Raw genomic sequence first — 13,996 nt, 5'->3', positions numbered from 1 at the left:
GAACGGGGGCCCGAAGGCCCCCGATCCGCTTTATTCCGCCGGCACCGCCGCCAGATCCTCGACGGGGGCGATGGGATGCTTCAGATGCGGCAGCATCTCCCTGGGGCAGACTTGCAGGAAGTTGGCCTTTTCGTCCTCCCAGTTTTGCAGGATCTCCTCGGCCCGGCGCGAGCGGGTTTCCTCATGGTGCCGCTGGATCAGCGCGTGGAGCTGTTCCTCCCAATGCGCCTGGGTCACCGGGCACAGGACCAGCGTCTCGGCGTTGATATAGTCGCGCGCCAGGCCCTCGCGGTCGTAGAGATAGGCCATGCCCCCGGTCATGCCGGCGCCGAAATTGGCACCGATCCGGCCCAGGATGACGGCGACGCCGCCGGTCATGTATTCGCAGCCGTTCGAGCCGCAGCCTTCGATCACCACCTTGGCGCCGGAGTTCCTGACCGCGAACCGTTCGCCCGCGCGGCCGGCGGCGAACAGGTAGCCATCGGTCGCGCCGTAAAGCACGGTATTGCCGATGATGGTGTTCTCGGCCGCGTTCAGCGGGCTGCCCATCGGCGGCCGCACGACGATGGTGCCGCCCGACAGCCCCTTGCCGACATAGTCGTTGGCATCGCCCGAGACCTCGATCTTCAGCCCCGGCGCGGCAAAGGCGCCCAGCGACTGGCCGGCGCTGCCGGTCAGCCGCACGGTCAGGTGGTCGGGTTGCAGCTTGTTGCGCATGCCGAAGGTCTGCACGATCATCGACGAGGTGCGCGTGCCCACCGTCCGCTGCGTGTTCCTGACCGCATAGGAAAGCTGCATCTTCTCGCCATCCGAGAAGAAGCGGCCGGCATCGCGGATGATCTCGGCATCCAGCGTGTCGGGCACGGCGTTGCGCGGCTTGGAGCGGTCGTAGACGATCTTCTCCGAGCCATCGACGGTGATGAGCAGCGGGTTCAGGTCCAGGTCGTCCAGCGACTTGTCGCCCCGGCTGACCTGGGTCAGCAGGTCGGCGCGGCCGATGATCTCGTCCAGCGAACGCGCGCCGATGCTGGCCAGGATCTCGCGCACCTCGGTGGCGTAGAAGGTGATCAGGTTCACCACCTTGTCGGCCGAGCCGTTGAACATCGCCCGCAGCTTTTCGTCCTGGGTACAGACGCCCACCGGGCAGGTGTTCGACTGGCACTGGCGCACCATGATGCAGCCCATGGCGATCAGCGCGGCGGTGCCGATGCCGTATTCCTCGGCCCCCATCATCGCCGCCATGACGATGTCGCGGCCGGTGCGCAATCCGCCGTCGGTGCGCAGCGTCACCCGGTCGCGCAGCCGGTTCATCGCCAGGACCTGATGCGCCTCGGTCAGGCCCATCTCCCAGGGCAGGCCGGCGAACTTGATCGAGGTCGCCGGGCTCGCGCCAGTGCCGCCATTGTGCCCCGAGATCAGGATCACGTCGGCCTTGGCCTTGGCCACGCCCGCCGCGATGGTGCCGACCCCGGACGAGGCCACCAGCTTCACGGTGATCTTGGCGCGCGGGTTGATCTGCTTGAGGTCATAGATCAGCTGCGCCAGATCCTCGATCGAATAGATGTCGTGATGCGGCGGCGGCGAGATCAGCGTCACGCCCTTGGTCGAATGCCGCAGCCGGGCGATCAGGTCGGTGACCTTCATGCCGGGCAGCTGGCCGCCCTCGCCGGGTTTCGCACCCTGGGCGACCTTGATCTCCAACTCCTCGCAGGCGTTCAGGTATTCCGCGGTGACGCCGAAGCGGCCCGAGGCGACCTGCTTGATCTTGGCGCAGGGGTTGTCGCCATTGGGCAGCGGATGGCTGTGCGCCGGGTCCTCGCCGCCCTCGCCGGAATCGGACTTGGCGCCGATCCGGTTCATGGCGATGTTCAGCGTCATATGCGCCTCGGGCGACAGCGCCCCCAGCGACATGCCCGGCGTCACGAAGCGCTTGCGGATCGAGGTGATCGATTCCACCTCCTCCAGCGGCACCGGCTTGCCCAGCGGCTTGATGTCCAGCAGGTCGCGGATATGGATCGGCGGGTTCGCCCGCATGGTGGCGGTGAACTGCTTCCACACATCATAGGACGCCTTTTCGCAGGCCAGCTGCAACAGCCGCATGGTATTGGCTTCCCAGGCGTGCTTCTCGCCCGAGCGGCGCGCCTTGTAGAAGCCGCCCACCGGCAGCAGATCGACCAGCGGCGCGCGGAAGCCCTTGGCATGGGCTTCCTCCAGCTTGGCTTGCAGCCCGTGCAGGCCGATGCCCGAGATGCGCGACTGCATGCCGGGGAAATATTCCGCCACCATGGCGCGGGAAAGGCCCACCGCCTCGAAATTCAGCCCGCCGCGATAGGAGGACAGGACCGAGATCCCCATCTTGGCCATGATCTTCAGCAGGCCCGCGTCTATGGCCTCGCGATAGCGGGTCATGATATCGATCAGGTTGCCGTCCAGCAGGCCGCGCTCGATCCGCTCGGCCAGGGTGTCCTGTGCCAGATAGGGATTCACCGTGGTCGCGCCGCAGCCGATCAGCACCGCGAAATCATGCGGGTCCACGCATTCCGAGGCCCGGACGTTCAGCGAGCAGAAGGTCCGCAGCCCCTTGCGGGTCAGCCAGCTATGCACGGCGCTGGTCGCCAGGATCATCGGCACGCCGACGCGGCTGGCCGAGATGCCCTCGTCGGTCAGGATGATATGGCCGTTGCCGGAACGCACGGCATCCTCGGCCTCGGCGCGGATGCGCGCCAGCGCCTCGCCCAGGGCGTCCGGGCCGCCATCGACCGGGAAGGTGCAGTCGATCTGCGTCGCCTGCTCGCGGAACATGCGGGTCAGCTCCTCGAATTCGCCATTGGCGAGGAAGGGGCTCTCCAGCATGGTGATCTCGGCATGGGTCGAGCTTTCCTCAAGCACGTTCTTGAGGTTGCCGAAGCGGGTGCGCAGGCTCATCACCCGGCTTTCGCGCAAGCTGTCGATAGGCGGGTTCGTTACCTGGCTGAAGTTCTGCCGGAAGTAATGCGACAGCGGCCGGAACTGGCGCGACAGCACCGCCGGCGGCGTGTCGTCGCCCATCGAGGCCAGCGCCTCCTTGGCGTCCTCGGCCATCGGCACCAGCATCTGTTCGACCAGCTCGACCGTATAGCCGACGGCGATCTGGCGGCGGTGCAGGTCCTCGCCGGCATGCAGCGCGGTCTCGGGCAGCTTGGCCATCAGTTCCGAGGGCTGCACCACCTTTTCCACCCAGTCGCCGAAGGGCTGGCTGGCGGCCAGATGGTCCTTGATCTCGCGGTCGTGGTAAAGCTTGCCCTCGGCCATGTCGACGGCGATCATCTGGCCCGGCCCCAGCGCGCCCTTTTCGCGCACGGTGGTCTCGTTGATCGGGACCATGCCGGCCTCGGAGCCGGCGATCAGCAGGTTGTCGCCGGTCACGACATAGCGCAGCGGCCGCAGCCCGTTGCGGTCGAGCCCGCCGCAGACCCAGCGCCCGTCGGTCATCGCCAGCGCGGCGGGACCGTCCCAGGGCTCCATGATCGAGTTGCAATAGGCATACATGTCCGCCCAGGCCTTGGGCATGTCGGTGGTGGCCTTGGACCAGGCTTCCGGCACCAGGATGGTCTTGGTCATCGGCGCGTTGCGGCCAGAGCGCACCAGCACCTCGAACACCGCGTCCAGCGCCGCCGAGTCGGAGGAGCCGCCGGGGATGATCGGCTTGATATCCTCGGCCATCTCGCCGAAGGTCCGCGAGGCCATGCGGATCTCGTGGCTGCGCATCCAGTTCGAGTTGCCCTTGAGCGTGTTGATCTCGCCGTTATGGGCCAGCATGCGGAAGGGCTGCGCCAGCCACCATTGCGGGAAGGTGTTGGTGGAATAACGCTGGTGATAGATCGCGAAGGCGCTCTCGAAGCGTTCGTCCTTGAGGTCGGGATAGAATTCGGCCACCTGCTCGGCCAGCATCATGCCCTTGTAGATGATGCTGCGGCAGGACAGCGTGCAGATATACATGCCGGCGATCTGCGCCGCCACCGCCGCCTTCTCGATCCGGCGGCGGATGATGTAGAGCTCGCGCTCGAACTGCTCGTCGTCGATGTCCTTGTCGCAGCGGATCAGGATCTGCTCGATCTCGGGGCGGGTGGCATTGGCCTTTTCGCCCAGCACCGCGGTGTTCACCGGCACGTGGCGCCAACCATAGATGTAATGGCCCATGCGCAGCACTTCCGATTCCACGATGGTCCGGCAGCGTTCCTGCGCGGCGAAATCGGTGCGCGGCAGGAACACCTGGCCCACGGCGATCAGCTTGTCGTGGTCGGGCTCGTGCCCGGTGCGGCGCACCTGGTCGTAGAAGAAGGGTACCGGGATCTGCACATGGATGCCGGCGCCGTCGCCGGTCTTGCCGTCGGCGTCCACCGCGCCGCGATGCCAGATCGCCTTCAGCGCGTTGATGCCGCTTTCCACCACCTTGCGGCTGGACTTGCCGTCGATGCTGACCACCAGCCCGACGCCGCAGGACGAATGCTCGTCCTCGGCACGGTAGAGCGAATGTTCCGCCATCCAGTCGCGGCGGGCCTGTTCCTGCTGTTCCCAGCTCATCTGTTCACAGTCCTTCACGTCCGTGCCTCCTTCACAAGCTGCCACAGGATGCCGGCGCCTTCGCCGCCCACCATCTGTAGGTCGCAATCATATTCCGGCGTGGTCGAGCCGAAGCCGGGCTGCCCCGGGAACGAGAACGTCACCGGACTGTCGTTGGTCTGCTGCGCGGCGCCGGTCCAGTCCTCGGAGGTCTCGGCGCCGCCATAGAACCGCCCTTGCGCGCGGCTGATGAATTGCTGGCCCCGGCGCTGGATCAGCACCTGGCCGGTTTCGCCATAGGTGGTCAGTTCGAAGCGCGTGACCTCCAGCGTCACGCCGTCGATCTGCACCTTTTCGCCGGTCAGCTCGTCATGGCCGACATGGCGCAGCCGCTCGCCGCTGTTCGAGCGGGTCCAGAAATCGAAATCGTCCCGCCCGGTCGCCAGCAGGGTCGAGAACGAGGCATGGTCCTGCGCCTGATCCTCCAGCACGTCGGTCAGGCCGGTGCGCAGGTCGGTGCTTTCCATCCAGCGCGTCTCGCGGTCGATGCGCGACTGGAAGGTCGGGCCCTCGGGGGTGAAATAGGTCACCCACTGGTCGCCCGGCGCATCCGCGCCGCAGCGGTAATGCTGCGAGACGCTGCAACCGCGGTTCTGCACCGTCACCTCAAGCTTGCAGCCCGAGGGCGGGGTGAAATTCGCCGCCGCGGCGGGCAGCGCCGGAAGGGACAGCAAGGCTGCCATTCCTGCCGCCAGCGCCACGCCGCGCGCTGCGGGATTGATGCTTGGTCGAGATGCCATGGCCTTCCCCCCTATTCGGCGGCGACCCGGGCAGCGCCGGACAGATAGCCGGCGATGCTGTCGGCGGCCTCGCGGCCGTCGCGGATCGCCCAGACCACCAGCGAGGCGCCGCGCACGATGTCGCCCACGGCAAAGACGCCGGGCAGGCTGGTCTGATGCGTCTGGTAATCGGCCTTGATCGTGCCCCAGCGCGTCACCTCCAGCCCATCGACGCCCCAGAGGCGCGGCAGTTCCTCGGGCTCGAAACCCAGCGCCTTGATGACCAGCTCTGCCGGCTCGTCGTAATCGGCGCCCTCGATCAGTTCCGGCGACTGCCGGCCCGAGACATCGGGCTGGCCCAGGCGCATCTTCTGTACCCGCACGGCGCTGATGGTCGGGATGTCCCCGGTATCGTCCACATCGCGTTCCTGCGCGACCATCGCTTCGCCGGTGACATGGCCGGTAAAGGCGCCGGGGGCGGAGAGCCAGACGAATTCGACGCCTTCCTCCTCGGCATTCTGCACCTCGCGCTGGCTGCCTGGCATGTTGGCGCGGTCGCGGCGATACAGGCACTTCACCGATTGCGCGCCCTGGCGGATGGCGGTGCGCACGCAGTCCATGGCGGTGTCGCCGCCGCCGATGACCACGACGCGCTTGCCCCTGGCGTTCAGTTCGCCATCCTCGTAATCGGGGATCTCGTCGCCCAGATCGACCCGGTTCGAGGCGGTCAGGTAGTCCAGCGCCCGCACCACGCCCTTGGCGGCGGCATTGTCGATGTCCAGGTCGCGGGTCTTGTAGACGCCGGTGGCGATCAGCACCGCGTCATGCTTGCCGCGAATGGCGTCGAAGCTGATATCCTCGCCGACATTGACGTTCAGCACGAAATCCACGCCGCCCTCGACAAGCTGCCGGGTGCGGCGCTCGACCACGTCCTTTTCCAGCTTGAAGCCGGGGATGCCGTAGATCAGCAGCCCGCCGGCGCGGTCGTGGCGGTCATAGACCGTGACCTGGAAGCCCATGCGGCGCAGCCGGTCGGCGGCGGCAAGCCCGCCCGGCCCGGCGCCGATGATGCCGATGGATTCGGGGCGTTCCTGCGCGGGGGCGGCGGGGGTGACCCAGCCTTCCTCCCATGCGGTGTCGGTGATGTATTTCTCGATGGCGCCGATGGTGACGGTGCCGTGGCCGGATTGCTCGATGACGCAATTGCCCTCGCACAGCCGGTCCTGCGGGCAGATGCGGCCGCAGATCTCGGGGAAGGTGTTGGTCTCCTGGCTGCGCAGATAGGCTTCCTGGGTGCGGCCCTCGGCGGTCAGGCGCAACCAGTCGGGGATGTTGTTGTGCAGCGGGCAATGGCTCTGGCAATAGGGCACGCCGCATTGGCTGCACCGGCTGGCCTGTTCCTTGGCCTTGGCTTCGGCGAACTCGCGATAGATCTCGTGGAAATCTTCCGAGCGGGATGCCGCGTCACGTTTCTCGGGCATCTCGCGCCCGATGGTGACGAATTTGAGCATCTTCTGCGTGGCCATGGCTGCGCGTCCTTCGATGACGAGGGTGTTCACAGCCTGATAAGTCAGGCCGTCATCAAAGAAAAGTCAGCTATGTTGACCTAATTAACGATTTTCCGGTCTCCCCCGGATTTTTCATGCTGCAAATGCGAAAAAAAAGGTCAGCATTGTTTACCAACCTGCCTGCAAAGCCAGCAGAACCACGGCCCCGACCACGATTCGCCACCAGGCGAAGAAGCCGTAGCCATAGGTCGAGACATAGTTCAGCAGCCCGCGCACCACGACCACGGCCGCCAGGAAGGCGCAAACGAAGCCGATCACGATGTTCCCGGCCGCGGCCGCGTCCAGGATGTCGCGGTTCTTGTAGAGGTCATAGACGAAAGCGCCCAGCATCGTCGGCATGGACAGGAAGAAGCTGAATTCCGCGGCAGAACGCTTGTCCGCGCCCAGAAGCAGGGCACCGACGATGGTCGCGCCCGAGCGCGAGACGCCGGGAATCATCGCCAGGCACTGGATGAAGCCGATCTTCAGCGCCATGGGCAGCGGGAAATCCTCGGCCGAGAAATGGCGCGGCCGGTTCGCCATCCGGTCCACGAACAGCAGCACCACGCCGCCGACGATCAGCATGGTGGCGATCAGGGCCGGTGTCTCGAACAGCACTTCCTTGATGATGCGATGCGCCAGCACGCCGATCACCACCGCGGGCAGGAAGGCCAGCAGCACCGCCAGGATAAAGCGCCGCGCGCGCGGGTCATGCGGCGCGCTGGTGAAGATCCGCCACAGCCGCCCGGAATAGACGCCCAGGATGGCCATGATCGCGCCCAGCTGGATCAGCACCTCGAAGGCGCGCCCGGGCGAATCGAAGCCCAGGAAATGCCCCGCCAGAAGCACGTGGCCGGTCGAGGACACGGGAATGAACTCGGTCAGCCCCTCCAGCAGACCAAGGGCGACGGCAACGAGGGTATTGTGCTCCATCAGCTGTTGCGCAGGTTCTTCGCCGAGGCGGTGATCGCCTCGTATTGCCCCGCGGGACGGAAGCGCCACAGATAGCCCTCGATGACGGCGGAGGCGGCGGCCGGTTCGATGCCCAGGTCGGCGAAGGTCTTGACCTGGCCCGAGACCCGGTTCGGCCGGCGCAGCAGCCGCGCCTGATCCCGGGTCATGATGCGGTTGGTCAGCAGCCCGCCGGTGAGGGTCTGCACGATGTCCAGCGCCGATCCCATCACCCGCGCCAGCCAATGCGGCAGGCCGATGATGGCGCGGCGGCGGCCGGTGGCGGTCAGCACCTGCTGCGCCACCTCGCGCATGGTCAGCACGTCCGGCCCGCCCAGTTCGTAGATGCCCGGCTCGGCTTGGCCCGAGGCGGCCATGGCGGCGGCGCGGGCCACATCCTCGACATAGACCGGCTGCATCTGCGTCTTCGCGCCCGGAACCAGCAGGATCGGCCCCAGCCGCGTCATCGAGGCGATGCGGTTGTAGAAGTGGTCGTCCGGGCCGAACATGACCGAGGGCCGCAGGATCACCGCATCGGGGCGCTGCGCCAGAACCGCGGCCTCGCCCCGGCCTTTGGAGGCGGCATAGCGGCTGTCCGAATCCGGGTCCGCGCCGATGGCCGAGACATGCACGAACTGCTTTACCCCGGTCTCGGCGGCGATGCGGGCGATGCGGCCCGCGGCTTCCTCGTGGATGGCGTCGAAGGTGTTCTTGCCCTCGCGCACCATGATGCCGACGCAGTTGATGACCGCATCCGCATCTGCCATGCAGGCGGTCACCGACAGGTCGTCGCGGACGTTGCAGGGCACCGGCTCGACTTGGCCGGGCGCGCCATAGGTGCGCACCACCCCGGCCTCGTTCGGGCGGCGGACGGCGACGCGGATGCGCCAGCCCTGGGCGGCCATGATCCGGGCGATCTGCCGGCCGAGGAATCCAGACCCGCCATAGATGGTGACAAGCTTGGCTGCGGACATGCGGCGCTCCCTTCATGCGTGCTTGTCCGTTCAATACCCAAGGCTTCGGCCAGCGGCAAGCCGTGGCCGCCGGCCTGCGACGATCACGCCGCGCCACACCGCGCATCGGGCGTTCCGGCGCCGCAGCGTAAAGGTCCGAGGAACCGCCGATCATACCGACAAGGGCCTTCGGGTTGTGCCTTCAGCAGCCGCGGCCGGGCGCAGGCCCGCGGTTCCCCGCTCATTCCCGTGCCGATCGCGATGGCGTGGCCTGCGCGGGGCTCGGCATCGCCCGCGGGAAATCCGCTTATCGGAGCCTTGATGACCGATAGCCCCTGTAGAGGTTCCCGCTCCGGCCCACTTTCCCGCAGTCCCCGGACCGGAACGGTATTGTCCGCCTTGCTGGCCATCGCTCCGGTCGGCGGTCCTGCCGCGCCGGGAAATACGGGCCGGAACGAGGGTGGAAACGGCGGCGCGAAAAGGGGGCGGAAAAAGATTCGAGGCGGCGTGAAGATTTTTGCCGATCCCCCGTTGACACCCCTCGCGGCTGGGCTTAATCACCCGGCTCACGCGACCTGCCCAGGTGGCGGAATTGGTAGACGCGCACGGTTCAGGTCCGTGTGCCGCAAGGCGTGGAGGTTCGAGTCCTCTCCTGGGCACCATGAACAAAAGCCGCGCAAGCCCTTGGGTTTGCGCGGCTTTTGCTTTGACCGGCAACGCCCGGTCAGGCAGGTCTTGCTGCCGGTGGCGCGGTCGCGTGAGTATTTGGGAAACGGTGAAAGCATGCGCTCGAGCCGGGATATGGCCCTGGCCTTGCCGGCCGGGACGGATCCGCCATTCGGTTGCCATGAAGAAGGGAAGGGAGCAGGATGATACCGCGTTTCGGATCGCCGCCGGGGCGGCGGGCCTATCGCCTGCGCCGGGGCGCCTATGCCTTGCTGATCCGCGACGGCGCGGTGCTGCTGACCTTTCAGCAGGCGCCCGAGCCCGAGTTCCAGCTGCCCGGCGGCGGCATCGACCCCGGCGAATCGCCGCTGGCCGCCCTGCATCGCGAGGTACGCGAGGAGACGGGCTGGAGCATTGGCAATCCGCGCCGTTTCGGTGCCTATCGGCGGTTCTGCTATATGCCGGATTACGGGTTCTGGGCCGAAAAGCTCTGCACCGTCTGGCTGGCGCGTCCGGTGGCGCGGCTGGGCGCCCCCGCCGAGCCGGGGCATGAGGCGCATTGGGTGCCCTTGCCGCAGGTCGCGCGGTTGCTGCCCGATCCGGGCTTGCGCGCTTTCGTGCGGGCGGCGCTGCGCAGAATCTGAGTCGGGCCTCAGCCCCATGGACGGTCGCCGGCCCCCTGCCGCTCGATCAGCACGGCCGAGATGTCGTCGCTGCGCCGCCCGGCGGCATAATGCGCCGCAGACCAGCAGATCGATTCCAGCAGCGCATCGCCGCGCAGCGTGGCGTTGGTGCGCAGGATGGCGTGCAGCCCGTCTTCGCCCAGCGGCTCACCGCGGGCATTCTCGCTTTCCGTCAGCCCGTCCGAGCTGATGAACAGCCGGTCGCCGGGGGCAAGCACCAGCTGCACCTCGTCATAATCGGCATGGGGAAAGACCCCCACGGGCAGGCCGCCCCGCCCGATCCGCTCGATACGGCCGTCGGCGCGTTGCAGCACCGGATGAGGATGGCCCGCCTGCACCAGCCGCAGCTTTCCGGTCAGGAAATCCAGGTCGGCATAGACCATGGTGAAATAGGATTCGGTACGCAATTCCTCGATCATCAGCCTGTTCAGGTGGCTGAGGATCTCGGCCGGCGGACGGGCGTCGTAGAGGCCCAGCTCGGTGATGCGCAGCGCGATGTTCTGATCGGTCGCCCCCGAAAGCAGCGCCGCCAGCCGGGCGCTGAGCAGGGCGGCTGCCACGCCATGCCCCGCCACGTCCAGCGCGAACAACCCGACCCGGCGGGCATTGATCGGAAAGAACCCGACCAGGCCGCCGCCGATATGGCCGGCCGGGCGCATCAGCAGAGACAGGTCGAAATCGCCGTAGCGGCCATGGCGTTCGCGCACCAACCCCTGCTGGAGGCGCTGCGCCTCGCGCAGGTCGCGCTCGATCGCCGCCTGGGTCTCGCGCAGCTGGGTCAGCGTGGCGTTGAGCTGGGCATTGGCGTTGCGCAGGCTTTCCTCCATGCGCAGGATGCGTTCGCTGGCCGAAAGCCGGGCCAGCAGCTCGGCCCCCGAGACCGGCTTGGTCAGGAATTCGTCGGCGCCGGCCCGCAGTCCCGCGGCGATGTCCTTCTTGTCGTTGCGCGAGGTCAGCAGGATGAAGTAGCCATAGCGGTCCGACTGCATCTCGCGGAAGCGGCGGCAGAATTCCAGCCCGCTTTGCCCCGGCATCATCCAGTCCGAGATCACGATGTCGGGCCGCCGTTCCAGGCAGATGCGCATCGCCTCCTCGCCGCTGGCCGCCTCGACCACATGATAGCCGGCGCGGATCAGCTGCACCGCCAGCGTCCGCCTTTGCGCCCGGCTGTCATCGACAAGCAGGACCAGCCGCCAGCTATGGGGGATGGAATTTACGGCCTGGCTGTCGAGGATCATCATGCGCAAGGGTCTAGACCACCGGCCCTGAAGGTTCCGTTAATCCAGACAATTTTCGCGATTAACACGTTATGGATGAAATTTCTGCTATGAACGAGGCATGATTCTTCCGAGGGTTGTCCATGCTGGATTGGAACCGTATCAACGAACTGCGCGGAGAAGTCGGCGATGACGAATTCCAGCTGATCCTGGAGCTGTTTCTGGACGAGGTCGAAGGCGTCATCATGCGCCTGTCGCGCTGCGATGCGCTGCGGCTGGAAACAGACCTGCATTTCCTGAAAGGCTGCGCCTGGAACCTGGGCTTTGCCGAGTTCGGCACGCTCTGCGATACGGGCGAACGCAAGGCTGCCGGCGGCCGGCCGGCCGAGGTTGATCTGGAATCCCTGCTGGCCAGCTACTCCGCCTCGAAACAGGCATTGATGCGCCAGCTGGATGCGGCATTGCATCCCGACCGGCGGGCGCGCCGTGCCTAGCGGGTCAGATCAGGAACTCGGCCAGCACCGGGTCGCGGGTGATGTCGCGATAGCCGATACCCGCCACCTCCAGCCTTTCGCACAGCCGTTCCAGATTTTCCGGGGCGGTGGTCTCAATGCCGATCAGGACCGAACCGAAATTGCGCGCCGATTTCTTCAGATATTCGAACCGCGCGATATCGTCCTCGGGACCGAGCAGCGACAGGAAATCGCGCAGGGCGCCCGGCCGCTGCGGCATGCGCAGGATGAAATAGCGCTTGAGGCCCGAGAATCGCTGGGCGCGTTCCTTGACCTCGGGCAGGCGCTCGAAGTCGAAATTGCCACCCGAGCAGATGCAGACCACGCGTTTGCCGGCCAGGTCGGGCATGTCGCACAGCACGTCCACCGCCAGCGCCCCGGCAGGTTCCAGCACGATGCCCTCGATGTTCAGCATCTCCAGCATGGTGGCGCAGATGCGGTCCTCGGGCGCGGTATGGACCCGGCCGGCGCCGAAACCGGCCAGCGCGCGAAAGGGCAGGTCGCCGATCCGAGCCACGGCGGCGCCGTCCACGAAATTGTCCACGGCGGGCAGGGTCACGGGGTGGCCCGCCAGCAGCGCCTCGCGCAGGCTGGCGCCGCCTTCCGGCTCGGCGAATTCGGCGCGCGTGCCGGGGGCCAGTTCGGCCAGCAGCCGGGTGACGCCGGCGGCCAGCCCGCCGCCGCCGACCGGCAGCACGACGATGTCCGGGGCCGCTCCGCCAAGCTGGTCCAGCAGCTCCAGCCCGACCGTGGCCTGCCCCTCGATGATGTCGGCATCGTCGAAGGGCGACAGGAAGGTCGCGCCGTGGGTGCGGGCGAAGTCCTGCGCCGCGGCCAGCGTCTGGTCGAAATAATCGCCGGTCAGCACGATCTCGATGGCGCCGTTGCCGAAGATGCGGGTCTTGTCGATCTTTTGCCTGGGCGTGGTGACCGGCATGAAGATCGTGCCTTTGGTCCCGAAATGCCGGCAGGCAAAGGCCATGCCTTGGGCATGGTTGCCGGCGCTGGCACAGACGAAATGCCCCTGCGATCCGGCGCCGATCTTGCGCATGGCGTTGAAGGCGCCGCGCAGCTTGTAGCTGCGCACCGGCGTCAGGTCTTCGCGTTTCAGCCAGATCTCGGCGCCGTATTTCGCCGAGAGGTGGTCGTTCTTCTGCAAGGGCGTCGGCTCGAAGAGGTCGCGCAGCGCGATCTCTGCCTGGCGGACAGAGGCGGCAAAGTTTTCCATGTCCCCGCCATGGCGCGAAATGCGTGGATTCGCAATACACCTCAGCCCGAATGACCGATAACGCCCGCGCGTCGGCAGGACAGTGCGACGATGCGCCGGTCTGGAAGGATATAGCCCAGCACCTGTTCGTCCCCGATAAAGGCGACCCGCGTGACGCCTTCCGGCCATCCGGCGGTGCTGCACCGGTGATCCGAATGGAAATCGGCCTCGACCGCGATGTGGGTCACCAGATTGCGCGCAAGGCGTTCCAGGTGCGCGACCGAGCCGACCGTCCAGCCGATCAGCAGCGCCGCGACAGCATAGGCGGCCACATCGCGCAGAAAGCGCCGACCACCGATCCAGCCGATGAATCCGGTGAGGAGTGCCCAGCTCACCAGAACCGTCAGGAAAGCCAGCCCGGCATAGCCGATCAGAGCAAGCGCCCCCAACAAGACGCCAAGGTAGCCTGCGACGGCCGAGGCGATGGGAAAGAGCGCGGGCGCGTCCCGAAAGATCTCGCTCAGAGTCTGCGCAGCGAAATATTGCCCGAACAGCACCAGGGGCAGCGAGATAAGCAATGTCGTTACCGCCACCCAGCTTGGCGGGACGTTCCAGATATCGGGAATGTGGATCAGCCAGAAAAACACCAACAGCAAGGGCAGCAAGGCCACCGTTCCGCCAATCGCCAGGCCCACCGGTCTGGGAAGCGGCAGCAACGCCATCGCCGCCACACCGAGCGCCGCCAACGACAGGAGCGCCAGCGACGCGGGCAGGCACGCCTGCCGCAAGCTGCGCATCCTTTGTTCCTGCCGGATCCACCAATCCCGAATGGCGCCTGCCCGATTGCGCATGTTTGCCTGCCCTGTTCGCTGCTTTGCGGTTGTTGACTGGGTCGGGGTTATTCACGCCGCTCCTCTTGTGACAACCGGCGAATGGTCC

Annotated in this window: 10 protein-coding genes and 1 tRNA gene; 3 read left to right on the top strand and 8 right to left on the bottom strand. The window is 66.7% G+C overall.

The genetic code is table 11. The annotated features are described in order from the left end of the window. Positions 1–30: 30 nt before the first annotated feature. The 5 genes from gltB to AQY21_RS17395 all read right to left on the bottom strand — a co-directional run bounded on the left by gltB (position 31) and on the right by AQY21_RS17395 (position 8,793). Positions 31–4,563: a glutamate synthase large subunit gene (gene gltB / locus AQY21_RS17415; protein WP_058098871.1), complete on the bottom strand. Its 4,533-nt coding sequence runs from the start codon at positions 4,561–4,563 to the stop codon at positions 31–33. Between the two features lie 14 nt (positions 4,564–4,577). Next, positions 4,578–5,342, bottom strand: coding sequence for a hypothetical protein (locus tag AQY21_RS17410; protein ID WP_058098870.1), 765 nt, complete (start codon positions 5,340–5,342; stop codon positions 4,578–4,580). Positions 5,343–5,353: 11 nt separating this feature from the next. Next, a complete protein-coding gene (locus AQY21_RS17405) occupies positions 5,354–6,847 on the bottom strand; it encodes an NAD(P)-dependent oxidoreductase (protein WP_058098869.1) in 1,494 nt (497 codons plus the stop codon). A gap of 150 nt (positions 6,848–6,997) precedes the next feature. After that, positions 6,998–7,801 carry an undecaprenyl-diphosphate phosphatase gene (locus AQY21_RS17400; protein ID WP_058098868.1) on the bottom strand — a complete coding sequence of 268 codons (804 nt, stop codon included), beginning with the start codon at positions 7,799–7,801 and terminating at the stop codon, positions 6,998–7,000. Continuing rightward, on the bottom strand, positions 7,801–8,793 hold the full coding sequence (locus AQY21_RS17395; RefSeq protein WP_058098867.1) for a complex I NDUFA9 subunit family protein: 993 nt from the start codon (positions 8,791–8,793) through the stop codon (positions 7,801–7,803). The genes AQY21_RS17400 and AQY21_RS17395 overlap by 1 nt, the downstream gene beginning before the upstream one ends. Positions 8,794–9,349: 556 nt before the next feature. On the opposite strand from AQY21_RS17395, the gene AQY21_RS17390 reads away from it, so the two are divergent. Together AQY21_RS17390 and AQY21_RS17385 are read left to right on the top strand one after the other, a co-directional pair. Continuing rightward, a tRNA-Leu gene (locus AQY21_RS17390) sits at positions 9,350–9,434 on the top strand. A 207-nt stretch (positions 9,435–9,641) separates the two neighbouring features. Then, complete coding sequence (locus AQY21_RS17385) at positions 9,642–10,082, top strand: NUDIX domain-containing protein (RefSeq protein WP_058098866.1); 441 nt, start codon at positions 9,642–9,644, stop codon at positions 10,080–10,082. Positions 10,083–10,090: 8 nt separating this feature from the next. On the opposite strand, the gene AQY21_RS17380 is transcribed toward AQY21_RS17385, so the two are convergent. Then, complete coding sequence (locus AQY21_RS17380) at positions 10,091–11,362, bottom strand: PP2C family protein-serine/threonine phosphatase (protein WP_058098865.1); 1,272 nt, start codon at positions 11,360–11,362, stop codon at positions 10,091–10,093. Positions 11,363–11,481: 119 nt separating this feature from the next. Here AQY21_RS17380 and AQY21_RS17375 point away from each other — a divergent pair, with 119 nt between their 5' ends. Beyond that, complete coding sequence (locus AQY21_RS17375) at positions 11,482–11,832, top strand: histidine kinase (protein WP_058098864.1); 351 nt, start codon at positions 11,482–11,484, stop codon at positions 11,830–11,832. A 4-nt stretch (positions 11,833–11,836) separates the two neighbouring features. Here AQY21_RS17375 and ilvA read toward each other — a convergent pair whose 3' ends face one another. Together ilvA and AQY21_RS17365 are read right to left on the bottom strand one after the other, a co-directional pair. Further along, positions 11,837–13,078, bottom strand: coding sequence for a threonine ammonia-lyase IlvA (ilvA, locus tag AQY21_RS17370; protein WP_058098863.1), 1,242 nt, complete (start codon positions 13,076–13,078; stop codon positions 11,837–11,839). Positions 13,079–13,119: 41 nt separating this feature from the next. Beyond that, positions 13,120–13,854 carry a hypothetical protein gene (locus AQY21_RS17365; protein ID WP_058098862.1) on the bottom strand — a complete coding sequence of 245 codons (735 nt, stop codon included), beginning with the start codon at positions 13,852–13,854 and terminating at the stop codon, positions 13,120–13,122. Between the last annotated feature and the right edge of the window lie 142 nt (positions 13,855–13,996).

The organism is Paracoccus sp. MKU1, assembly GCF_001447385.1.
GTDB lineage: Bacteria > Pseudomonadota > Alphaproteobacteria > Rhodobacterales > Rhodobacteraceae > Paracoccus.
The sequence above is the reverse complement of the archived record's forward strand: the minus strand, read 5'-3'. Positions and strand labels throughout refer to the sequence as shown.